The 25120-nt window shown below is 44.7% G+C and carries 19 protein-coding genes; 4 read left to right on the top strand and 15 right to left on the bottom strand.

Going from position 1 to position 25120, the window contains the following annotated elements; translation table 11 throughout:
• Positions 1-158: 158 nt before the first annotated feature.
• The gene (spo0A, locus tag Q0R37_RS06290) at positions 159-911 is read left to right on the top strand and encodes a sporulation transcription factor Spo0A (protein WP_294752533.1); all 753 of its coding nucleotides are present in this window, start codon (positions 159-161) and stop codon (positions 909-911) included.
• Positions 912-1078: 167 nt separating this feature from the next.
• Positions 1079-1954: a hypothetical protein gene (locus tag Q0R37_RS06295; RefSeq protein WP_294752535.1), complete on the top strand. Its 876-nt coding sequence runs from the start codon at positions 1079-1081 to the stop codon at positions 1952-1954.
• Between the two features lie 246 nt (positions 1955-2200).
• On the opposite strand, the gene Q0R37_RS06300 is transcribed toward Q0R37_RS06295, so the two are convergent.
• Genes Q0R37_RS06300 through Q0R37_RS06320 form a run of 5 tightly spaced genes read right to left on the bottom strand, consistent with a single transcriptional unit; the run spans position 2201 to position 7668 of the window.
• Positions 2201-3175, bottom strand: coding sequence for an ion transporter (locus tag Q0R37_RS06300; protein WP_294752537.1), 975 nt, complete (start codon positions 3173-3175; stop codon positions 2201-2203).
• A complete protein-coding gene (locus Q0R37_RS06305; protein ID WP_294752539.1) occupies positions 3168-4589 on the bottom strand; it encodes a deoxyguanosinetriphosphate triphosphohydrolase in 1422 nt (473 codons plus the stop codon). Before Q0R37_RS06305 ends, Q0R37_RS06300 begins: the two co-directional genes overlap by 8 nt.
• A complete protein-coding gene (gene sfsA / locus Q0R37_RS06310; protein WP_294752541.1) occupies positions 4564-5292 on the bottom strand; it encodes a DNA/RNA nuclease SfsA in 729 nt (242 codons plus the stop codon). Before sfsA ends, Q0R37_RS06305 begins: the two co-directional genes overlap by 26 nt.
• Positions 5264-6904: a hypothetical protein gene (locus tag Q0R37_RS06315; RefSeq protein WP_294752543.1), complete on the bottom strand. Its 1641-nt coding sequence runs from the start codon at positions 6902-6904 to the stop codon at positions 5264-5266. Before Q0R37_RS06315 ends, sfsA begins: the two co-directional genes overlap by 29 nt.
• A gap of 2 nt (positions 6905-6906) precedes the next feature.
• Positions 6907-7668, bottom strand: coding sequence for an AraC family transcriptional regulator (locus tag Q0R37_RS06320; protein ID WP_294752545.1), 762 nt, complete (start codon positions 7666-7668; stop codon positions 6907-6909).
• Between the two features lie 158 nt (positions 7669-7826).
• Here Q0R37_RS06320 and Q0R37_RS06325 point away from each other — a divergent pair, with 158 nt between their 5' ends.
• Positions 7827-9191 (top strand): MATE family efflux transporter, encoded by a 1365-nt coding sequence (locus Q0R37_RS06325; protein ID WP_294752547.1) that lies wholly within the window; start codon positions 7827-7829, stop codon positions 9189-9191.
• Between the two features lie 129 nt (positions 9192-9320).
• Here the strand turns inward: Q0R37_RS06325 and Q0R37_RS06330 are convergent, their stop codons facing one another.
• Both Q0R37_RS06330 and Q0R37_RS06335 read right to left on the bottom strand, forming a co-directional pair.
• Entirely contained in the window at positions 9321-10796 is a 1476-nt protein-coding gene (locus Q0R37_RS06330) for a hypothetical protein (protein ID WP_294752549.1), read from the bottom strand.
• The gene (locus tag Q0R37_RS06335; RefSeq protein ID WP_294752551.1) at positions 10793-11386 is read right to left on the bottom strand and encodes a sigma-70 family RNA polymerase sigma factor; all 594 of its coding nucleotides are present in this window, start codon (positions 11384-11386) and stop codon (positions 10793-10795) included. The genes Q0R37_RS06330 and Q0R37_RS06335 overlap by 4 nt, the downstream gene beginning before the upstream one ends.
• 305 nt (positions 11387-11691) lie before the next feature.
• Between Q0R37_RS06335 and Q0R37_RS06340 the strand changes: the two genes are divergently transcribed.
• Positions 11692-13884: a heavy metal translocating P-type ATPase gene (locus tag Q0R37_RS06340; protein ID WP_294752553.1), complete on the top strand. Its 2193-nt coding sequence runs from the start codon at positions 11692-11694 to the stop codon at positions 13882-13884.
• Between the two features lie 172 nt (positions 13885-14056).
• Here Q0R37_RS06340 and Q0R37_RS06345 read toward each other — a convergent pair whose 3' ends face one another.
• The 8 genes from Q0R37_RS06345 to Q0R37_RS06380 all read right to left on the bottom strand — a co-directional run.
• On the bottom strand, positions 14057-15013 hold the full coding sequence (locus tag Q0R37_RS06345) for a GTP-binding protein (protein WP_294752555.1): 957 nt from the start codon (positions 15011-15013) through the stop codon (positions 14057-14059).
• An 18-nt stretch (positions 15014-15031) separates the two neighbouring features.
• On the bottom strand, positions 15032-16168 hold the full coding sequence (locus Q0R37_RS06350; protein WP_294752557.1) for a GTP-binding protein: 1137 nt from the start codon (positions 16166-16168) through the stop codon (positions 15032-15034).
• Between the two features lie 123 nt (positions 16169-16291).
• Positions 16292-18373: an elongation factor G gene (locus Q0R37_RS06355; protein ID WP_294752559.1), complete on the bottom strand. Its 2082-nt coding sequence runs from the start codon at positions 18371-18373 to the stop codon at positions 16292-16294.
• Between the two features lie 108 nt (positions 18374-18481).
• Positions 18482-20029: a polysaccharide biosynthesis C-terminal domain-containing protein gene (locus tag Q0R37_RS06360; protein WP_294752562.1), complete on the bottom strand. Its 1548-nt coding sequence runs from the start codon at positions 20027-20029 to the stop codon at positions 18482-18484.
• A gap of 85 nt (positions 20030-20114) precedes the next feature.
• Positions 20115-20879, bottom strand: coding sequence for a zinc ribbon domain-containing protein (locus tag Q0R37_RS06365; protein ID WP_294752564.1), 765 nt, complete (start codon positions 20877-20879; stop codon positions 20115-20117).
• A gap of 186 nt (positions 20880-21065) precedes the next feature.
• Complete coding sequence (locus Q0R37_RS06370) at positions 21066-21809, bottom strand: glutamine amidotransferase (protein ID WP_294752566.1); 744 nt, start codon at positions 21807-21809, stop codon at positions 21066-21068.
• Positions 21806-23143, bottom strand: a complete 1338-nt coding sequence (locus Q0R37_RS06375) for a Mur ligase family protein (RefSeq protein ID WP_294752568.1) — start codon at positions 23141-23143, stop codon at positions 21806-21808. Before Q0R37_RS06375 ends, Q0R37_RS06370 begins: the two co-directional genes overlap by 4 nt.
• A gap of 18 nt (positions 23144-23161) precedes the next feature.
• On the bottom strand, positions 23162-25120 hold a 1959-nt coding region (locus Q0R37_RS06380; RefSeq protein ID WP_294752569.1), incomplete at its 5' end, for an AAA domain-containing protein.

Here is a 25120-nt window from a genome sequence, read left to right on the forward strand (position 1 = left end):
TAACAAAAATAATATATAATACTAATAATAAACTGCTAAGGAATATAAAAATACAAAAAAACCTGATTTTCGACATTTTACGTTGAAAAACATACTTGAAATCCGCTATTTTATGGTGTAAAATAAAGATCGTAGAATTCATGAAAGGAGAATCCAATATGGAAAACGAATCTATCAAAGTGCTGATTGGAGACAATTCAGCAGCAAACGGAGTAAAAGCAGCAGCAAAATTAAGGGAAAGCGGTATGGTGGCATACACCCGCAAAATGGAAGGCAGTATTATTTATGACTCTATCATAAATGACAGACCCGACGTTGTGATAACCGCTCTGACAATGCAGGATACGGACGCAATAGCTCTCATAAACCGTGTAAAAGAGCAGCTTATAAATGTTCCTGCATTCATTGTAGCATCCAATGTCCGAAACAGCTTTATCGAACGTCAGGTACTCGCAAACGGGGCGGCATATTTCATGACTGCACCATTTGATCCGGACGAGCTTGCCTCAATAGTCAAATCCGTATGCAGCAAAGCTGTTTCCAAGGCCTGTACCGATACCGAGATAATGGTCACAGATGTTATACAAAAGATCGGAGTGCCCGCACACATCAAGGGTTATCATTATCTCAGAACCGCTATAATCAGCGCTATAAACAACAGTCATCTTATGGAAAGCGTTACAAAGCAATTATATCCATGTGTAGCCAAGAAATACGCAACGACCTCATCGCGTGTTGAAAGAGCTATACGCCATGCTATCGAAATCGCGTGGGACAGAGGGAACAGCGACGTGATAAGCAGCTTCTTCGGATATTCTGTCAAAAGCTACCGCGGACGTCCGACAAATTCCGAATTTATAGCACTTATTACCGATAAGATACGCCTGAAGCTCAAAATATCCAAACCATAACTTATATTTTCAAAGTATAAAGCTGACAAAACTTCCTACAACAAACCATGAATAAAAGTGCCTTTACGGGCACTTTTATTTTTCTTCGGATATTGCTATTTTCCGTGAAATATGTTATAATCAGTAAAAACACAGAAATACATCCTAAAAAAATGCGGGAGAAAGCCATGTCCGAACTTATCTCAAACAAATTCAAAAACTGGGAAAAAATATGCAGTGAGCGCTTTTATAAGCTCAAGGAAAACGAGGAAAAGCTGAACAGCTTTTTCATTGAGCTGTACGGATTGAGCGATGAGCTTACCCCAGAAGTGGAAGAACGGTACATCACTGTACGAAAAGCCGAATTACAGCGTGAGATCAAAAGTCTTATAAGCTATGCTGTCGGCTGTATTTTCGGAAGATACTCGCCAGACATGGACGGGCTCTGCTATGCAGGCGGAGAATGGGACGCTTCCGCTTATTCAACTATTCTCCCCTGCTCTGATAATATAATGACGATAAACAGTACCGATAACGGTCTCTTCCCTGCATTGACAGATTTTTATGAAAAGATATACGGCAGCGATACTCTTGAAGAAAACCTCCGCTTCATAGCCGAAGCGATTGATGACGGCGGCGATCCCCGCACTGTCATTTACAGATATCTGCGTAAGGGCTTTTTTATGGATCACGTTAAGATATACAAGAAAAGGCCTATCTACTGGCAGATCACATCAGGAAGCAAAAGCGGCTTCAAAGCTTTGATGTATTTACATCGCTTCAATAATTCGACCTTGACGATCTTAAGGAAGGATCATGCTGTCCCATACTATGAAGGCCTGAAAAAAGAGCTCTCAGAATGTACTGAGAAGTACAGCTCTTCATCGGGGGCAGAAAAGGCCGCTCTTCGCCGCGATATAAGCCGTTTGAAGGCTTCGCTCCTTGAAATGGAGGGATTTATCCACAGACTGCGCGAGCTTGAGGATAATAATATCACCTTAGACCTTGATGACGGCGTAAAAGTCAATTACGAAAAGCTCAGTGATATACTCGAAAAAATATGATCTCAGATACAAAGTCAAAAAGCTGTATTCGCCTATGAATACAGCTTTTCTGATTTGTCCTTTTTCTTACAAAGGAAACGCCACGGTACGGCAATTGTGCAGATGCCGCCCCCCTGACTTCGCTCAAATAACAACCCAATTATTTTCGCAAATTAATTATATCACCTATAGCTACAGTTGTCAATAAGAATGAGGAGCATTTATACAATCCTTACAAAATAAACATCAATTTTTTTTACTGATATTTTATGCTTTTATGAGCTTGTCCGTCTTGACGATTATTATATCGTTCTTTTTAAGCTTAAGTATATCGTTGGGGACAATAGTCATTTCCCCGCGTAGTATAACAAGGATACGGATATTGTAGTTTTCGGTGACTTCCGCAACAGTCAGCCCCTTGAAGCTGCTCTTGTCATCTATAAATATCTCGCCGACATCGTTTACATCGCTGAATCTTACGTCAGAATACTGCTTTTTGGTGTACTGCTCAACAAATCCCGCACTTATGATACCTGTCGGGATAGCAACTACTCCGACTCCGAGAAAGGCGATAAGTATCGCCATTATCTTGCCTATTACCGTGATCGGATAGATATCGCCGTAGCCAACGGTCAGAAGTGTTGAAACGCTCCACCATACCCCCGAAAAAGCGTTCCTGAAGGCTTCGGGCTGAGCTTCGTGCTCGGCACTGTAAATACCGAGAGATGAAGCCAGCATAAGCACTATTATGATAAATACCGACGAAAAGATCTGGTTCTTCTTTTCAATAAGGACCGATGTTATAACATGGAATGAATCATAGTGGGCATTGACCCTGAAAAGATGAAGTATCCTCACTACTCTCAGCATTCTGAAAACTATAAAACCGTCAAGGAAAAAGAACGGAAGTATAGTCAGAAGATCAACTATACCGTCAAAGGAATGAAGAAATCTAAGCTGAGCGCCTATGCCTTTTTTCTCGGGATATAGATATCCTGCCGTCCAGATACGCAGTATATACTCGATACAGAAAAAGAACACTGTCACAGCTTCCACAACTCTGAACAGCGGCCTTAACCCTGAAAGCTCCTCAAAGGTGTCAAGAAAGACAGTAAGTATATTCAGTATGATTATGATTACTATGAACCAGTCGAACAAACGGCTTATCAGATCGTTCTTGTTACCTATCTGAATGATATCAAATATTCGCCTTTTAGGAGATTTTCTAATGCTTTCACCCAATTCCGCTCAACTCCGTATAAAGTTTTTTCGCATAGCCGTCCGTCATTCCGCAGAGATAGTCCGTAACGAGCATGAGCCTGAGATATAGCTTTTCCTTTTCACTTTTTCCCTCGGAGCTTATCCTGTAGGCTCTGATATAGTTTTCGGATATCAGGCGCATAACACGCTTTTCAATGAAAGAGCTGCCGTACTCGGTGTCAAAAACCACAACAGCGGACGTAATTTTGCTCAAAAGAAACTCATATATCTCCCCTGCCGCTATTTCAAGGGAATATATCTCCTTTGAACAGAAAACAAAGCGGTATGCCATATCTCCGAGCGCAAAGGCTAAGGTACCGGCGTCGGAAGCCGCAAGCAGCTCCTTCGGAAATGTTCCTGCCATGATATCATTGTAATTTTCAATGAATGAGGAAGCCGCACATCTGAGCAGAAGCCCCTGAACATATATTATCCAGCGCTGTACCGCATTATGCTCGGGAGACGAAAGGTTCTTTTCAACAGCCTGTATGTAGTAATATTCAAGCCTGCTAACAGCCTTTTCAAACATAGTCCTCTCGTTATCCCCGCACTTCGGCAGATACGTATTTTTCAGCTCATATACGAGCCTTGAATAAGTTATGAAGCCCTTTTTTACTGCGTCCTCGATATCAGCGGTCTTATAGGCTATATCATCTGCGGCTTCAAGTATGAATGCCAGCGGATGCCTGCATCCTACAGCACCCGTACTGCTGACGATATCCTCGAATATCTCCCTGTCGGCATAGTAATAGCCCATTTTCTTATCCTTTATATTTCCGCTTTTCTTATTAATAGCAGTCGAGGGTACGGGATACTTTATTATGGTATTCAGCAGGCCATAGGTCAGGTTCATGCCGTTCTCGTCAACGAGAAAATGAAGCTTCGTAAGCAGCCTGAGAGCCTGTGCATTGCCCTCAAAATGGTACATATCCTCACACATCTGCGGGTCTAATATCTCACTCAGCTTCTTTCCGCCGAGTTCAAGCTTCGGAAGATTTCTCACGAACCAGTCGCGGACATAATCCTCACCAAAGTGACCGAAAGGCGGGTTTCCGATGTCGTGTATCAGTCCTGCACATTCGAGTATACTGCATATCTTCTCAATATCCTGCTCCTCAAGCTCATTATCAATATTATCCGCAAATATATTGCGGAATATCATCTGTCCGAGGGACTTTGCAAAGGACGACACTTCAAGGGAGTGGGTAAGACGTGTACGCACAAAGTCTCCCCTGTCAAGGGGGAACACCTGTGTCTTGTCCTGAAGCCGCCTGAAAGAAGCACTTCCGATTATCCTGTGATAATCCCTCTGAAACTCATTGCGCGGATCGTTGCTGACAGAGGTCGTGGAATAACCCCTGCGTCTTTTTTCACATAATAACTTTTTCCAGTTCATAATTAAGCTCCGTATTGATTTTAATAGGCTTATCTATCGTGATACTGTCAGGAAGAACGATACAATCGTATGCGAGCAGTTCAACGCCCTCTGCCTCAGCATTTCTCAGCGCTTCGCCGAATTCTCTGTGAGTTGAATCGTTCGGGCGGAACAGCTTTATTCCTTTCATCTGTATAACAAAGAGGATATATGCTCCGTATCCTGCTTTATGAGCCTTGATAAGCTCATTTACGTGTTTGAGGCCGCGCTCGGTGGGGGCATCGGGGAACAGCGCCTTTCCATCCTGTTCAAGAGTAACTCCCTTGACTTCAAGGAATGACTTTTTTCCATTGTCATCTATCATAAAGTCGAAGCGCGAATCTCCGTATGTAAATTCACGCCTTATTTCAGCGCTTTTTGAGAAAAGCTCACCTTTTTTGAGCCACTCCTCGGCCGCAGCATTGGGTATCTGCGAATCCATATTGACTAAAAGCGGCTGTTTGCCCTCACGCTGCTTTTCAACTGCCACAAGATCATATTTTGTCCTGCGCTCGGGCTTATCGGACTCTTCAAGATATACGGTGCAGCCCTTTATCAGCAGCTCCCTGCACCGTCCTGTATTTTTCACGTGAACGGTCTCTCTCCGTCCGTCTATGAGCACATTGGCTATGAATCTGTTCGGACGGTCGATAAACTCAGCTTTCTTTATATGATGGTATAACATAATCTTTTCCGTACAATTCTCTGTAGGTATCCATGGTGCAGTAAACGAACACGTCTGTTGTGACGTCCTTGTCCTTGAATATCTTTCTGCCCTTTCCGTGATACGCCTCTGCAATGTATTTTTCTGTCAAACCGAAAGTTTTGCATATATCCGATACCTCCAGCGGTGAATCACATATCATGAAATCGGGAGCACCGAATGAGCGCATATACTCAAGCTCTGTCTTTATATCCTCTTCCGTTGCCATTATATGGGACATATAGGTCTGATCCTTATACATATTATAATATATATTTTTATCAAAATATGCCTCGGAAGCAAATGCGGAAGCCGAAAATACGTGTGTATCCGTCTTGCTCCACGACGCAAGAAGCTTTCTGTCCTCAAGACCGTTATCCTTTATCCATCGGGCAAGTCCCACAGACGCGTCATACGGCATGGTAAGCTCCCTGTAATAGCTGCATCCGTCCCAGTAAAGATTTATACATATGAAAGCAGCTGCGGCAATTGAAACGATCTTTTTGAAAAGGCTTTCCGACAAACCTGCTTTCACCAACGGTTCGCTTATCTCGCTGAGCCTGATGGGCTCTTTTTCCTCTGCCGTCCAGAGTATAAAAATGAGGAACATAAGGAATATCCCGAAATGATGAGCATATGAGTATGAAGTCAGAATAAAGGATACAAAAAGATATGGTATCAGCAGCTCTGCGGCCATTTTTCTCCTGTGACAAATCCTGAGGAGTACAGCCCATATTATCGCCGAAATAACAACAGCTCCGACGACTTCTCCTATGGGATTTTTCTCTTTCTGAAGATTTATGAGCTGCGAGGAGAAGGAAGTAAACATAGTCTCTGACGGTATGTAGAACCATGTAAGCAGGAAGGTAACAAAAATGCTGTGGTTCCTCGCACTGACGATACTTGTTCCGAAGGCGTCGGATCTCGGGATAATATCTGCTATCACAAGCAATGCACCGGCAAGAAGTATCACATAAGATACAAGCAGCTTTGTATTCTTCAAAACATCTGAAAGTCCGTTTTTAAGGCTTCTCTGCCTTATGCACTCGCCTGTCATGTCCGAAACGACTATACCGCCTGCCATAGCGATACCGTAGGAATGTCCGAGACACATCACAAAAAGAGACATGATATATAAAAACGGCTTTTCCTTGCGTTTTTTGTAAGCCATTGCCGTCAAAAGGCAGCCGAGCAGAAGAAGTATATAAGGCCTCGACACTACCGCATACTGATAAATGAGATAAAAACTGAGCGGCATTATCGTCTTCATAAAGCGGCTGAACGGTGAACGGAATTCGATTATGATAATTACCGCTTCATACAGGAAAAACTGCACAGCTTTAAGGGATACAGAATAAGGAACTCCAAGCGCTATAACGCCCTTAATCAGCAGATGCCAAAGCGGCGGATGTCCCTCATAATGCGGAAGATAGAACAAAATATCGTGCAGTGATGCGTCTCGGGCGATAAGATATGCCTGAGCCTCATCGTACCAGGTTTCATGAAAAATTAGTCCCATAAGCACTGCTGCCGAAAGTATCGCCGTAACGATACAGCTTGTAATAAACTCTTTTCTGTTGTTTTTTGTACTCATTTCTATACCTTTTTCTTGTTTTCTTCGAGAACTTTAAGATAATGAAGCTCCCTATACTTTTTTGGTGTTATCCCGTTAACTTTCCTGAAAACGCTTATAAAGGCGCTCTGTGAGGAAAAACCGAGTGCAAGTGATATGTCAAGACATGAAAACTCCGAATCGGTAAGCAGATTTTCGGCGGTTGTAACTCTTGCCTTTATAATGAACGATTTGATGCTCATGCCCGTTTCCTTTGAGAAAAGCTTGGACAGATACGAGGAATTGAGCCCTACATGATCCGCAAGAAGCTTCAATGTCAGCTCCTCATGCAGATGTTCGTATATATAATCTATGCATTTGCGTACATGAAGGGATATTACATTATCCTTTTTCAGTGTTTTCATGCGCTCCGCAAAATCCAGCTGCATTTCAAGGAAAAGGTCTATTATCATTTCCACGTTGTTCAGCTTATCAGCCCTCTGTATATAGATATCACTGAGAGTATATGCCGCATCGTGTCCGAGACCGCCTTCAATGCAGAAGCGGGCGACCATAGCTACCGAAGTAACGAAATGATACATTATGTTTCTGACAGGATCGTCCGAAAGAGTCCCCTTTCCTGCAAAGAAATTTTTCCTTATCCTTTCAAAATTCGCCTTTACAGCTTCAATATCCCCTGCTCTGACCGATCTGTAAACATTCAGCTCACGCTCGAAGGGACTCCTTGTAAAGCCGTAATTCCGCTGAATATAGAGCCTGTAATTAAGATCGCGGTCTGTTTTCATAGTCTCACCTCTTTTTGCTTTATCGCCCATATTTTGTTATATTTCTATTATAGCCCATTTTTGACAAAAAAGCAATATTTCTGATATAATTTCTTCACCCTTTTTATTATAATAAACACAATAAAACCCATATCACGTTGATTCAAGGGGGTGTTCCCATGGCAAAGGCAAATGATCTGACAAACGGAAGGGTATCCACACTTATCCTTAAGTTTTATTTTCCGCTGCTGCTGACGAATATGCTCCAGCAGATGTACAATATTGCGGATACTGCGATCGTGGGCAAGGGTCTTGGAGACAACGCACTTGCCGCCGTCGGAAACATTTCATCTCTTACATTCCTTATATTCGGTTTTTCTATGGGTCTTGCCAACGGCTTCTCCGTAATTACAGCACAGAGCTTCGGTGCAAAGGACTATTCAAAGCTAAGACGCTCAGTCGCTTCTTCATTTCTTCTCTGCATAATCATAGCATTGTTCCTTACAGCCCTCAGTACAGCATTTCTTAAGCCTGTACTGGGTCTGCTCCGTACAGACGAGACCATATTGCACGACGGACTTGTTTACGGCTACTGCATTTTCGGCGGACTTATAGCTACAATTGCCTATAATCTCTGCTCGTGCATACTAAGAGCACTCGGCGACAGCAAAACTCCGTTTATAGCTATAATCATATCAACATTTGTAAATATAATCCTTGATACATTCTTCATTTTCGTACTGAAAACAGGAGTTGAAGGCGCTGCGGCAGCCACAATATTCTCACAGATAGTATCAGCTTTCATATGCTGGCTGAAAATACGCAAAATAGACATACTTAATATAAGCAGAGAGGATTTCCGCGGCAACGGAGCTTTATACATCGAGCTCTTCAAAAACGGTCTCCCCATGGCGCTTATGAACTCAATAACAGCAGTAGGCTGCATGGTGATCCAGTATTTCGTAAACGGACTGGGTGTCGCATATACTACTACATATTCAGCCTGCAGCAAGTTCATAAATCTGTTTATGCAGCCCGCCTGCACCGCTGGCTTTGCAATGTCTGCATTCACAAGCCAGAACTACGGCGCAAAAAAGTATTTGCGAATACGCGAGGGACTTCGCGTATGTCTTGCTATAGCAACTGTTTCATACATTGTCCTCGGTTCGGTAATGGTATTCTTCCCGACGAAGCTTGCAAGAATAATGGTAAGCGGTGCCGAGCCTATAGCTATCTCAAAGACTTATCTCCCGATTTGCGGCATATTCCTTATAAGCGTCAACTATCTGTTCATCTTCAGGAATGGCTGTCAGGGCTTCGGAAAGCCGCTTGTCCCCATGATCTCGGGGGTTCTTGAAATGGCTCTGAGAGTAGGTGTTATAGCTCTGTTTCTCCCCGTTATCGGCTTCAGCGCAACAGCCTATGCGGAAGCTTCCGCGTGGATAGGTGCTATGATCCTTAACATGGCTGCATTCGAGCACACACTGAAAAGCAATATTCACCAGCCTGTAATCGGTCACAAAAAAGTTGATTCCGCAGCTTGATCCCGACTGATACGCAGTCGATTATATATCATCCTCACCTCCGCTGTCTGCTCTTCTCTCGCAGACAGCACTTTTTTTGCAGAAAAAAGCCCTTCGGATATACCGAAGGGCTTTAAATTATATTCAAGGTTATTTGAAGTCGCCGCTTTCAACGCTGAATTCAAAATCTTTGCCCGGATCAACCTGTATTACATAGTTATGCATTTCATCGTCGCCATAAAAATCTAAACTGCCGCTATAGCTTCTTGCCAAATCAAATAAGGCATCATCTTGATACTCTGTTTGCTCCTCTGTTGGATCGTCCCTATGCAGATTTATCATATCACTTCCCCTAAGATCACGATTGTGTATTTTAAATGAGCTTCCGTTTTCGTCGATGGTGATATTTATAGTAGGGTCCAACTGCGAATCAAAACTCATAAAATTAACTACAGGTATGTATATCCTCAGGGAGCTCTTGCCTTCCTGTGATAAAGGAGTTACAAAAGGCCTGTCAAAAGCGTTATAAACGATTTTTAATGTATTGAAATTATCATCGGCAGCAGGACTTTCAGACGAATTATACGGCTCATAGTATCCGAATTTATTATTTCGGGTGGAATCGCTCACCTCATATGAACCTTCATCAATATCAATTTTCCTGAACATTGATATATCATTTGCTTCATCCGTCGGCAGAGCACTTGAATCATCCGTATACAGTGAACGCTCCCACGTAATCTCATGGTCACTACCCACAGATATATCATAATAATAAGTTGTATCATCATCATTTTTGAAGTAAATAATCTCAGTCCCATATCTTGCGACCTCGTTTTCGCTCTTGTAAGTCGAATAAAACGAATATGCCGCGGCTGTGAGCTGAGTGCCGTTTTCACCTGTCATTTCTCCGTATCTGTCGGTAAAAAAGTTGTTTTCTACAGTATTGTCCACTATACTCCGAAAAAATGTCTCCGATGAGGAAACATCTTCTTTATAATTATCATACATATCATACATCCCCACCGATGCAAGCTCCTCATCCGTAAACTTTACGGCTGTTTCGGCAGCAGCGATAAAATTCTTGTTCTTGTACTCCCCCGAATACTCCACCGCATACATCTGATCGGTCTGAACATCGTTATAAGTCCTTACAAATAAGCGTACCCTTGCGTCAGGGGTCTCTTCATCAATCCTGAAAGGACACTTACAGAAAGGATTGACCATTATGTTGTATTTCGCATAATCGCTGAGAGCAATATCGTATGTCCTGTAAGTATTGGTCTTAGTCTCGGTCTCTATTTCTCTGACTATGGAATAGAAATCTGTATCTCTTTTCTCGTTTACATCGGCAAGAAAATTCTGAAATGCAGCAGTACGGGGGATAACCGCTATAATAGCCACTGCCGCAGCAGCAGCGGCTGCAATTTTCAATACAGGCGCAGATTTGAATCTGCCGGATACGTTCTCAACATCGCTTACAACGACCTCAAAATCTGTCTCATTGCTCGGAAAAGCACGTTCTGATATCTTTTCAAAGCAATTCACTCTTGCGGAAAGGCCGTTCATTCTTTCCTTAAGTTCCTTTTCAAGCTCAGACTCGATCCTTATATCATCATTTTTCATTCATCGTCACCTGCCTTTATCTTTAAAATTGAAAGTGCTTTCTTGTACCTTGATTTCACTGTCGATTCGGGACATTTCATTACCTTCGCTATCTGCTTGAAGGTCATATCCGCACAGCATTTTAGCACCACTGTCTGTCTCTGTTGGTCATTCAGCTGCTTCAGGAGCTGATTTATGTAAATACTGTCTTCCACAGTCCTTTCATCATCGCCGTAGTTCTGAATAATGTCGTTTGCCACCTCTCGCTTGAATCTACGGCGATATTCCAGCGCAACATTGCGTGCTACAGTGAGAATGAAGCCTTTTCCGTCCCCCTTTGAGGCGGAAAAGCGCTTGACCTGAGTTAGTCTTACAAATGTTTCCGCAACGCAGTCTTCGGAAAGATGATAATCCTGAGTTATACTGTATGCTACCGCAAAAACGCTGTCCTTGAACATAACGTAAAGCTTTTCAAGACTTCCCTTTGACTGTGCACATTCCGATATCAGCTGATTTACAGTATTTCCTGTATCACCTGTATCCTTTTTCTGAGTAAAAACTGTAATAATTTGTCCGTCACCTCCGGCGAGGGTCTTTATATCGGCTTCCACTTTCTCACTCCTTTGCATTATCAAGCATTCAATGCCGCTTGCAGCGTATAACTCGTTATCCTTTTGAAAGCTTTCATAAATAAGTGATTTCAGGAACCAAAAAAGACGAAATGATCCAAAAAAATTTTTTTGGCATAAAAAACAAGTGCTTTATGATACATTATAAATGATGCTTTTTCATTCATTATATCATATCGTTTCCGTTAATTCAATAAAAAGCTCATAAATGTATTGACAAACGCTTTTTTATATGCTATACTATACATATGAACAGTTGTTCATATGTTGTAAAGGAAAGTGATAGTATGGAAAAAGATTATATCATAGACAACCTCGACTGCGCCCACTGCGGTGCAAAGATCGAAGCCGCCATAAACAGGATCGAGGGGATCGAATCGGCAGTTCTCAATTTTCCGCTTAAAAAGATAAGGATCCGCGGAGAAGTCAACGATGAGCTGCTGAAAAAGATAAATGAGACCGCAAATTCCATTGAAGCAGGCGTTGTCATCTCCCCTGCCGCTCATGGACATCATCACTCACACCACAGTCACGAGCATCATGAACACGGGCACGAACACGGTCATCATCATGACCATGAATGTTGCTGCGATGAACATGAACATCATGATGCCGCTGAACATCATCATGAGCATTTATTCCCTGTCAGCGAGGTCATAACACTTGTTGCAGGTATAATCCTTTTTGCTGCTGCACTGATATGCAGCAAACTGCTTGATATAAAGACAGTTTCGGTTGTCCTGTTCGCAGCCGCATACCTTGTGCTCGGATACGATATAATAATTGCTACGATCAAAAATGTAAGGTCAAAGAACTTTTTCGACGAAAACTTCCTTATGACCATTGCGACTATAGGCGCATTCGCCCTCGGAGAATATGCCGAAGCCGTGGGAGTAGTCCTTTTTTTCAGGATCGGTGAATTATTTGAGGATTACGCGGTTTCAAAAAGCCGCAAAGCTATCACGGACGTTGCCGACCTCAAGGTCACAGAAGCGGAAGTGCTTCGTGACGGTGAGTATATCACCGTTCATTCGGATGAGATACAGATAGACGATATCCTGCGTATAAAGCCGGGCGAAAGAATAGCTGCCGACGGAGTGATAGAGTCGGGTGGATCAAGGATCGACACCTCCGCAGTAAACGGCGAACCCGTACCTCTTACTGTACAAACAGGCGACAGCGTGCTTTCAGGCTGCATAAACCTTTCGGAAACCTTTACTCTGCGTGCGACAGCAGCAGCCTCCGACTCCATGATCTCAAAAATAGCTCGGGCTGTTGAGACTGCTTCCGCGGAGAAGCCTCACATCGACCGCTTCATAACACGTTTTTCAAAGATATACACACCTATAGTTATAGCAATTGCTCTGCTTACCGCGATAATCCCCTCACTTATTACTGGATACTGGAGCAAATGGGTATATTCCGCCCTCACTTTCCTTGTAATAAGCTGTCCCTGCGCCCTTGTGCTCAGCGTTCCCCTCACTTATTTCTCGGGTATCGGAGCAGCTTCAAAGCTGGGAATACTTTTCAAAGGCGGCAATGTTATAGAAGCTCTCGGTAAAGTCAAAGTAATAGCCTTTGACAAAACAGGAACGCTCACAAACGGAAGCTTCAGCATCACCGATATCAAAACATACGGCGATATAAGCGAAAACGAGCTTTTGTCCCTCAGCGGCAGCTGCGAACAGTGCTCGACTCACCCTGTGGCAGAAAGTATCGTTGAATACTGCCGAAGCCATGATATAGCTATGTATACTCCCGAAAACTCCGCAGAAACAGCCGGTCACGGCGTTTCGGCAGTGATAAACGGCAAAAGCGTACTCTGCGGCAACGAAAAACTTATGTCCGCAAACAGGATAGCGATCCCGAATGAGGATATCCCTGTGGGAAGCATAGTCTATATTGCGGTAAACGGAATTATTTCGGGCAGGATAATAGTTTCGGATACAATAAAGAAGACCTCTTCCTCAGCTGTTTCCAAGCTCAAAGCTCTCGGCATAAAAACAGTAATGCTTACAGGAGATAAAAAGGAAAACGCCGAAGCCGTTGCGGAAATGATAGGTATAAGCTCAGTAAAGGGTGAGCTCCTTCCCGACGGAAAGCTTGCGGAGATCGAACGTATACGAAAAGAAAACGGAGCTGTCATGTTCATAGGCGACGGATTTAACGACGGTCCCGTACTTGCAGGAGCAGATGTAGGCGGAGCTATGCAGAACGGCTCAGACCTTGCACTTGAAGCCGCAGATGCTGTATTTATGAACTCCGAGCCTGAATCCGTGGTTAAAGCAAAGAAAATAGCCGATAAGGCACTTCGGATAGCGTATGAGAATATTATATTTGCTCTTGCGGTAAAGGCTGCCGTCATACTCCTCGGACTTCTCGGACACCCGAATATGTGGTTTGCAGTATTTGCCGATTCGGGAGCTGCTATGATATGTATACTCAACGCCATTCGAGTCCTCAATACAAAAAGGTATTGATCTCCTAAAAAGAATCAATCAGAGAACGGATAAATTGGATATAGCATATTTTTTATGAGTCTATAAATAATACATTATTTCACTAATTATTTTTGATATGTGGAATTATATTTCAACAAGATGTTGAAAGTGGTGTTAAAAGTAATGCTCCCTTATCTAGGGAGCATTTTTATCAATAAAATGTTGCTACGGGCTGCTCGGGAGCTTCCGCATTTTCTATGCTTCTCACAAGGAGCAGCGGACCTTTTCCGCGGTAGAGCTTGTGCTTCTGCACGCTTATCTTTCCCGTAACGTTTATCCAGCTCTTGTTTGCGGGTTCGTTTCCGTCATCCACCTGAGCTGCCAGCCAGCAGTACTGGATATCCTCGACACAGCAGGTCATGATATGGCGGCCGACTGCAAAGGTATTTGCGGGGAACTTATCATTTTTAGCGGTAAGAGCCTTGAAATGCATTGTCTTTCCGTCATATTTGAAAGGATCGTCCATTATATCCCTGTACCAGAGGGCAAAATCCTTGTCCTCGACAGTTATCTCGTCAGCCTCCACATCAAACGGGAGCGGATCTTCAATATCATCGTAAGCAACTCTTCCGTCAGTGTATTCATATACTATCTCAGCGCTTCTGCTTACGCCTCTTACTATCTTATGGTACTCATTGGGATCAAACTTTTCATCGAAACGGTTGAAAATCACCATTTCGGCTGCATTAAGCTTGTCGACCACAAGGCTTCTCATATTTGCATTGTAATTATTGAAGGTAGTCGCATCAGCAAAGACCATGACCTGAGCGATCGTGGTATCATCGGGCATTGCCTTGTACAGATCGTCCATGAGCCACATACCGTTATACTCAAGAACTATTCTCTCTGCGCCGCTGTCCTTCAGCAGCTTTGTGAAGTTCTCCATTGTAAACTCTGACTTATCATCAATAACGTGAGTAACAATGTTTTTCTTGGGCATACGTGAGATATCATACTCCTCAACGCCCTCCTCGCATATCAGCAGGAGAGTTTTTTCGCCCTTGTTGAAACGCTTGTCCTCAAGAGTTTCCTGTATAAATTTCGTCTTTCCAGCTTCAAGGAAGCCGAGAAACAGGTATATCGGGATTACATCATTCTGATCAGGCACGGTAAAAGCTCCTTTCGATCAAGCCTTGAAAAGCTCGGCAATTGCTTCTTCGTTTATCTTTGAGCCGATAACGCAGAGTCTGCCGATAGTGCCTGCGCTTCCGCAGCGGACATCGGGAACTCCCGGTACATAGTCATAGTGTATCCACTTGCCGTCAGTACCTGCAACTATACCCTTTGCACGGAGTATCATGCCGTACTTTTCCTCATTGCCGAGGGCTTCAAGGGCTGACTGTATCTCTTCGGGAGTATAAGCTCTTGTAGTCTCTCTGCCCCAGCTTGTGAATACTTCATCAGCATGGTGGTGATGATGCTCGTGATCATGGTCATGATCGTGACAGCCGCAGTTGCAGTCGGGACCGTGATCGTGATGATGGTGCTCATGCTCGTCGTCATAGTCGTGGTGATGATGATCATGCTCTTCATCATGGTCGTGGTGGTGATGCTCATGCTCTTCATCATGGTCGTGGTGGTGATGCTCATGCTCGTCGTCATGGTCATGGTGGTGATGATCGTGATGTGCAGCCTCCTCAAGAAGCTCCTTAAGCTCATCATCGAGAGTATTTTTCTGCGTCATGGCATCAACTATCTGCTTTCCTGTGAGATCGTCCCACTCGGTAGTAACTATAGGAGCGGCAGGGTTCTTCTCGCGCAGGCTCTTTACGCATTCATCAAGCTTATCCTGTGTAAGACCGCTTGTATGGCTGAGTATGAGACAGCTTGCGTATGTTATCTGATTATCAAAGAACTCGCCGAAGTTCTTCATATACATCTTGTACTTCTTTGCGTCAACAACTGTGGTAAAGCCGTCAAGCTCGACATCGTGAGCATTGATATTCTGAACTGCGCGGATAACGTCGCTGAGCTTTCCGACGCCCGAGGGTTCGATAAGTATACGGTCGGGTGCATAATCTGCAAGTACCTTTTCAAGAGCCTTGCCGAAGTCGCCGACGAGACTGCAGCAGATACAGCCCGAGTTCATTTCAGTTATCTCAACGCCTGCATCCTGCAAAAAGCCACCGTCAATACCTATCTGACCGAATTCATTCTCGATGAGCACGAGCTTTTCACCCTTATAGCCCTCCTGAATAAGCTTCTTTATGAGAGTGGTCTTTCCCGCACCGAGAAAGCCTGAGAAGATAGTGATTTTTGTCATGTGAACAACACTTCTTTCATATTTTTAAATTCAAAGAATATTATAACACATTGATAATAATAAATCAAGCCCCATACGGACATAAAAAAGCTGCCGCGATAACACGGCAGCCTTATGGTTTTATTATTCTTCAGCTCCCACAGAAGAGATAACTTCTGTAAGAAGGTTTGCAGGAAGCTGCTCGTATCTTACGAAATCGAAGGTAAAACTTCCGAGACCTCTTGTGGTCTGACGGAGATACATAGCGAAATCGTGCATCTCACGCATAGGAACTTCAGCCTGTATTACAGTGTTACCTGCGCCGACAGGCTCCATACCGAGCACTCTGCCTCTGCGCTTGTTGAGCTCGCCCATGATATCGCCTGTATTATCATCGGGAGCTGTTACCTTAAGCTCACCGATGGGCTCGAGCATTACAGGATCAGCCTGTCTGAGGCCTTCCTTGTAAGCTATGGAAGCAGCAGTCTTGAACGCCATTTCCGAAGAGTCAACAGGGTGGTAAGAGCCGTCAACTAGTATCGCCTTAAGTCCGACAACGGGACAGCCAGCGAGAACGCCCTTTCTTACGCTTTCCTCAAGTCCCTTCTGTACTGCGGGGAAGTAGTTCTTCGGAACAGCTCCTCCGAATATCTTCTCTTCAAATACAAGTGTATCGCTTACGCATGGCTCGAACTCTATCCATACGTCACCGAACTGACCGTGACCGCCGGACTGCTTCTTGTGTCTGCCCTGTACCTTTACTTTCTTGCGGATAGTCTCCTTATATGCTATCTTGGGAACTGTAAGGTTAACGTCGACACCGAATTTGCTCTTGAGCTTTGCAGCTGCGACTTCGATATGCTGCTCGCCGAGACCGCTGAGTATCTGCTCCTTTGTAGTATCGTCCTGAACATATGTCAGAGTAGGATCTTCCTCGATAAGGCGCTGGATACTTGTTGATATCTTTGCCTCATCGCCCTGAGCCTTAGCCTTTACAGCCATTGAATAGCATGGCTTCGGGAACTCCATACCGCCGAATTCGACTACCTTTGAAGGATCAGCCAGTGAATCTCCTGTATTTGCGCTTATCTTTGAAGCTACAACTATATCGCCTGCATAAGCGCAGGGAACTTCTGTCTGCTTCTTTCCGCAGAGTGAGTAAAGCTTGCCTATCTTCTCGCTTGAACCCGATGTTGAGTTCATAACTTCACTGTTTGAAGAAAGCTTGCCCGACATAACCCTGATGAATGACATCTTGCCTACGAAAGGATCAGCAACAGTCTTGAAGACAAATGCCGAGAGAGGTGCATTGACATCGCATTTTACCTCTACAACATCCTTTGTGGGAGTGTACGCCTCGGCAGCATATACCTCATTAGGCGACGGGAGCAGAAGCTCTATCTCCTTGAGAAGCATATCAATGCCTGCGAGATCAGCAGCAGAAGTACAAACCACAGGAGTGATGATACCTCTGTTCATACCGTCGTGGATACCGTCGATAAGCTCCTTCTGAGTAAATGCCTCGCCCTCGAAGAACTTTTCCATAAGCTCCTCGGAGGTCTCTGCAACAGCCTCTGAGACAGCTGCAACAAGTCCGTCAACACGGTACTCGAACTTTTCGGATATCTCAGCTGTAGGCATTTCAGTCTCGATGGCGTTGCCCTTAGCGTCATATTTATAGCACTTCATCTCAATGAGATTTACGTATTCAACGATAGCACCGTGGCTGACAACAGGAACAACAACAGGGCATACTGTAGGACCGAACACGGTCTTGAGCTCTGTGAGCACGTTGAAGAAGTTAGCGTCCTTATCGTCGATCTTTGTAACCACGAACATCTTGGACTTGCCCTGCTTAACAGCTTCCTCGTAAGCCTTTCTTGCGCCGACCTTAACGCCCGACTTTGCCGATACGGTAATCATTACGGTATCGGAAGCTCTAATACCCTCGATCATTTCCGCTGCAAAATCGAATAATCCCGGGGTATCAAGTATATTCACCTTGAAATCGTTATATTCAAATGAAGCAAGAGAAGTACCGATAGATATCTGTCTCTTGATCTCTTCAGGATCATAATCACAAACAGTTGTGCCGTCAGCAGTCTTGCCGAGACGATCGGAAGCTCCTGCTTTGAAAAGTATTGCCTCAGCAAGAGAAGTTTTTCCCGAGCCGTTATGGCCAGCAAATGCTATGTTTTTTACCTTGTTTACATCATATTCTTTCATGACAAAGTTTCTCCTCTTAAATGGTATTTCCGTCTTATATCCACGGCATACAATTATTATAATTCATTAATAAAAAAATTGCAATACCAACATAAAATTTTCTACATTTCATATTACGCGGCTAACAGTTTGTTGTGCATTATCAATAAAAACTTCTTCTCCGCATTTACTAAAAAGCTTTACTTTTCCTAATGCGGAGAACACAGCAAAATATGCTCCTCCCCATATTATACCGAAAAACAAAGCCTCGTGGATACTGTCCGTTCCTGTATTCGTTAATCTAAAAAACAGTTCAACAGCCGACATTGTTCCAAATGCCAGTATTACGGGGAATACCATTGTTCCACAAAGTGCCGCTCGGGCTCCCGTCACCTTTATCACCTTTACGAACCTCATACAGTTCCCAAATATATTGCTTGAGTAATAGGAAATAACAACTCCGAAAAAGCCGATGCGAGGTATAAGTATAAGCACAGCCGCAATGCGTATTAAATATTCCATAAGGTAATTCGCCGATGAAAAGCTCTGGAGCCCAAGCCCCTTTATAAGAGCTTCAAGGACTATTTCCATATAGATAAACGGTATTACGGGAGCTATCATGGTTATGATCTGCCCCGCAAGCTCTCCGCCTCCGAGCTTCTCCCCTATCATACCGCCGAACCTCATGATAACAGCTGCCGAAAAAACGGAAAACATAAGAGTCCACGCTTTAAGCCGTTCCGTAAAGCATCTAATCCGCTGTCTGTTGCCAGCTGCGGCAGCTCTTGCTGCCTCACTTACTATTATCCCCGCCATTGAGCACAGAACTACCGACGGAAAGAACAGTGTCGGAATGACGATCGCTTCAAAGATGCCGAATTTGCTCAGTGCGTCTCCTGCAGAGTCTCCGTACTGCCGCAGACATATGGGTATCAGCGCGTCATTTGTGCTGCTCAGCACAGCTGTAAGTATCCCTCCACCCATTATTGGCAGAGAGTATGCGGTATATTCACGAAAGCTGAGAGAACATTTCCCGCTGAAGCTTCTGTGAGTTAAAATGTAAGATATCCCGAGATACAGCATTGAAACACAGTTGCCTGCGATTATTCCGCCGATCATGATGCCGCAGACCGCGTCCTCGCCAGCAACTCCCCTGAAAGTCGAAAAGGCGACGATAACGCCGCATCTTGCTGCAAATTCGATAATATCCCCCACAGCCGTCACAGCAGCTTTGCGGCAGGCATTGAAGTATCCCTTTATACAGGCAGAAACAGCTCCCGTAACAAGGGCGATCGGCATAAAGCGTATCGCCGCTGTCATATGAGCTCCGCTGAAAAATCTTAGACTGATACTGTCCGAAAAGGTCATTATAACAGCCGATACAGCCGCACTCAATACAAGACAAAGCTTTATGCCGTGAAGAAGTATACCATTTGGGTCACCGCCGGGCTTACCGAGCTCCTCGGAGATAAGGCGGCTCGTGCATATGAACGCATTTCCGTTGGAAAGTATACCCGCAAGTCCGAGAAATGCCCCCATAAGGCTCAGTATCCCTATTGCAGATGTACCGAGCTGCTTTGTTATAAAAACATTCAGCAGCAGAGCTGCGGTATCGAGAAACAGCTGCATTGCCGTCAGCAGTGCAGTATCACGTACTATCTTACTTTTTATGAACATAGCTTCCTCCAGGATTTACTGTTATATTCTATGGAGAAGCCGACATAAAAATGACAAAACGGACAGCATAGCTGTCCGTTTTTACTTATTTTGTCCTTTTCTTGTAAAGCAGCAGTTCAGGCTCGGCGCCGTCCTTTCCGTAAGAGGATACCAGCAGGAAATCAGCGTTTGCAAGTATCCCGATACATCTCTCATCACTGATCTCAAACTGATTTCCGAGGTATGTAGCGTTATCGTCAAGAAGCTTCACAGCGCAGCCGTTTGGCATTGGATAAGCGATGTTGACATAGGCTCCCACAAGAGCGTTAAGCTTTTCCACCTTCGGCATACCCTCGATCCCAAGAGCGTTGAACTCATCAATCAGCTGCTTCTTAAAGCGCTCAAACTCTCCGCCGTCCTGAAGCTCCTTGTGCTGCTTCCAGTAATCAAGCTTCGGGAGCATATCCTTCATGTATGAGCGGGCCTGTTTCTCGGAAAAGCCCTCTCCCGTCATATGCTTTACACAGACATCAATGAGATCATCCATATCATGATATGTATAATTTCCGTCCGCATAACACCATTTGCAGTAGTCCTCGTTGAAAGAACCGTCCTTTTCCCTGCTGATAAGACTGTTGTCCAGCGGCATTCCGCAGCATTGGCATACAAGCTTTCTCGGCGAGCCCAGAAGCTCATTGATGGATACATCAAAAAGCTGTGATAAAAGCTTCAGGGTCTCCGTATTTGGTATAGTTTCGCCTGTTTCCCAGCGTGATACAGCCTGACGGGTCACAAAGACCTTTTCGGCAAGCTCTTCCTGTGACATTCCGCGTTTGTTTCTGAGTTCAAGTATTACGTTTTTGGTTTCCATAAGATCACCTCAACTACATTATACCACAGTCCTTGTGAAAAACAAGCAACTCTCTGTTGCCTTTTTTAGCCTTTAGCCGTTTGCTTGCAGGGAACGGCGCCCCCGCCGTTCCACGAAATACATTACGAACACATGGGACGGCGAGGCAGCCGTCCCCTAAACTACTTTCTACTCACTACTCTCTACTTACTTTTTCAGCAGTCTGTCAAGCATTACCTGTCTGCATTCCTTTTCGAGAGTGTCATCAAGAGGTTCAAGAGCAATATGATCCTTCTCTCCCCTGTTTATACAGTACTCTATCATGTAGTCCGATATCTCGGGATTTTTTGAAAGGCAGGGACCGTGAAGATAAGTCGCTATTACATTCTTTTCACAGTAGCCCTCCGTCTCGCTTTTTGAACAGTTTCCGTTTCCGTAAAGCACTCTTCCGAAAGGATTTTTTACACCCTGCGTCTGTCCGCCATGATTTTCAAAGCCCAGAACCTTGACTTTTTTTCCTGTTATATCTGTTTCTATAACTATATTGCCGATACAGCGCTTTCTGCGGCTGTTGGGAGCTACCGTGAAATAGTCGAAAAGTCCGAGTCCCTTTATATCGTTCCCGTCAGCGTCGCGGTAGTACTTTCCCATAAGCTGATAGCCGCCGCATATAAGGAACAGGAACGTACCGTTTTTATACGCCTTGACTATGCCATCCCTGCATTTGAGAAGATCTGCGGAGATATGCTGCTGTTCAAGATCGGCTCCGCCGCCGATATATATGAGATCATAGGAGCTGAAATCAGGCATTTCGGAATCAATTGAGTACTTGTCGATCTGACAGTCTATGCCCCTCTTTTTGCAGCGGAAGGAAATGACCTCCATATTTCCGCTGTCGCCGTAAAGGTCAAGCATATCGGCATACATATGAAGAATTTTTATTGTTTTCATTGTTTACCTCCATGCTTTGATATATAGCGCCTAAGAGCGCTCCTTGTGGGCTGTACCGCGGTATAGTTGGCGATTATGAACTTTCGTCCCTCTGTGCTTGCCAGTTCCTCAACAGCCTTGTCAAGATCGGGACAAACTGCTATCTTTTCGGGATCGTAGCCTGCCGTCTTTATACGTACAGCTATATCGTAAGCTCTTGTGCCCGAGGCAACAACTCTTGTTACCCGCTCGAAAATGCTGAAATTGATATCGTATATCCATGAAACATCAAGTCCATCGGCAATATTGTCGTTCAATACGAAAAGAAGCTCCTTTTCACCCTGCATCTCGTTCATGACACGGAGAGTCATATTTGCTCCCACGGGATTTTTGGCAAGATTGAGAGTAGCCTTGCTCCTGCCCAGCATAAAGTTCTCCATACGGCCGTTTTTCACGGTATAGCTGCTGATAACCCCGTCAGTGATCTTCCGGTCGATATTATAAAGCTTTGCCGCAGCTGCCACAGCAGTCATATTATAGACGTTGTATATACTGTTGAGCTTTGGCGAATAGGTATGACCGTCCGCAGTGAACACAGGCTTTTCAAGATCGATATCCTTTGCGGTGATATACGGCTCATAATCGCCGAAGCCGCACTTTTTGCAGATGAATTTACCTATGTGCGAATACTGGTAATACTCATACTCAAGAGGCTCGCCGCAGAAGGGACAGAAACGTCCCTCCGAGGCTTCAAATATCTTTTTAGTTGCAAAGGCATAGGGCTCTGCATGGAAATATTTTACATTCTTATTGTTAGGATTTGCTCTTCCGAGACGGGCTGTATTCGGGTCATCGCCGTTGAGTATAAGATTTCCCTCAAAGGTCTCGCAGAAGCCGTTTATCTTCTGTATGAGCGTTTCCATCTCGCCGTTTCTGTCAAGCTGGTCGCGGAAGAAGTTCAGCACCACAAGGGTATCCAGCTTAAGCTGCGAATATACTACAGGTACGTGCGATTCATCGGTTTCGAGTATCAGCATATCAGCCTTGACTTTTCCCGACATATCACAGTATTTCAGCAGCATTGAGCATATGCCCGTATCGAGGTTGTTTCCCTCGCGGTTAATTATTATCTTTTTGCCGCTCCGCTCAAAAAGCTGTGCTATGCAGTTTGTAACGGATGTCTTTCCGTTAGTTCCCGTAACAGCGATTATGGGACAGTCCACCTTAAACATTGAGACCGCCTTGTGCCTCGACAGATGCCACAGAACGATACCGGGAAGATTTCCCGCATTCCTGTGCATGAGCTTAAGAAGCTTTACAATAATTTTTCCTATGATTATCAAAAGTCGTTTCAATTTTTTTCTCCGTAAAAATCAATTTCCTGTGTAGGAAACTCTTCCGTCCTCGGAAAAGCCTACCCAGCCGCGGTTCTTAGCCGCCTTTATGCCAAGGGATACCGAGGTCTCCAGTGAAGGGGTTATCCTTGTGAAGCCAAAGAGATGAGCCACCTCACGAAGCAGGTCCTCACGAGCCATTGCCACCTGACGCGACATTATCTCCCTGATGCCCACTGCTATCTCCTCGGGTGCTACATCGTCGATATCGCGCTTTTCATCGTTCTTGTAGACAGTCCTGCACTTATCGTACTCCTCGGGTATCTGAGAACCGAGCCATACGTATTCGTTTTCGCCTGCTGTTGTCACCTTTGCCTCTGCCTTTTCAAAAGCAGCTTCAAACAGAGCTTTCATATTCGCACCGGGTCGTGATATACCCCAGCATGAGAATGTTTTTTTAGCAAGGCTCTTCTTGTTCATGGGAGCTTCTGCCGCAAGAATGTCATTTATGCACTTTGTTATCTTAGCGGAAGCTGCTTCATTGAAGTTTTCGGAAGTTCCGAGAGCCTTTATCCTGAACGCCTTAAATTCGTCAAAGCTCTCCGCAAAGCTGCTAACTTCCTCTGTCTCGAATACGAGCTCCTGCTTTTTCTTCTCCTCAGACTTCGGGGCGTTATCAGGATTTCTGTAGCGTTCAACAGCTGCGTCTATCTCGGCTTTGATCTTTCCGAGTACCTTTTCCTTATTATCGAGCCAGTCGATTATATATACGCTCATGACGTTCCAGCCAAGTCCCCTGAGAACAGACGGCTGCGAAAGGCTTCTGTCGCTTGCCGTACCGTTATGGAAATATGCTTCGTTTCCGCAGCTGATACCCATGATATATGTATCGGGCTTATCGGGATTGACAACAGCAACATCTACCTTATAGTCGGAGCAGCCTACACTGCACTTGCAGTTATATCCGAGCTTTCCGAGCTCTTCCGCAACGACTGTCTCAAAGCCCTCGGAGATGTTTTTGGAGCCTGCCCTTACGGGAAGTGCACTCCTGCCCTTTGCAGCAAATTCAAGGAAGCCTTTGAGCCCCTCAACTCCGTCCGAGCGGGTACGTGAAAGGTCTATCATATCGGGAGTAATGACAGAGAATACTATCATCTTACACTTTGAACGCGATATGGCAACATTAAGACGTCTCCAGCCGCCGTCGCGGTTAAGCGGACCGAAGTTCATGGATACCTTTCCGTCCTTGTCTGGACCGTATCCGATAGAGAACATGATAACATCACGCTCATCCCCCTGTACGTTTTCAAGGTTCTTGATGAGTATGGGCTCATACATCTCGTTTGCATATTCCTCAAGCTTAGGGTCGTCACGGTAAGCGTCCATGAGCATATCGTCGATAAGGTTCTGCTGAGGCAGACTGAACGTAACTACGCCGATACTCATCTTTCTCAGCTTTTCGTCCCTGAGTCTGCGGCATATCTCCTCAACGACCGCCTGTGCCTCCGCTTTGTTTGTTCGTGTGGAGCTCTTGTCGTAATAGCCCTCAACGTGTACCCAGCTTACCTCCGATACCTGATCGTCAGGGGACGGGAAGGTATAAAGCTTGTTCTCGTAGTATTTCGAGTTGCTGTATGCGATAAGGCTCTCATGACGCGAACGGTAGTGCCACAAAAGATGCTTCTGCGGCATTGAAAGTGCAAGACAGTCATCAAGCACGCTTTCGAGGTCTTCCTTTTCGTAGTTCTCTTCGTCAACCTGATTTGAAGCAAAGAAGCTCGTAGGCGGAAGCTGCTTCGGGTCACCGACAACTATTACGTTCTCGCCTCTTGCGATAGCTCCCACAGCCTCACAGGTGGGGAGCTGAGAAGCCTCGTCGAATATAACAAGGTCGAACTTCGGATAAGACGGATCTATATACTGAGCCACAGAGATCGGGCTCATGAGCATTACAGGACACATTCTGCGGAGCAGATTCGGTATGCTGTCAAAAAGCTT

Origin of the sequence: uncultured Ruminococcus sp., from assembly GCF_946415235.1 — a bacterium.
Classification (GTDB): domain Bacteria; phylum Bacillota; class Clostridia; order Oscillospirales; family Ruminococcaceae; genus Ruminococcus.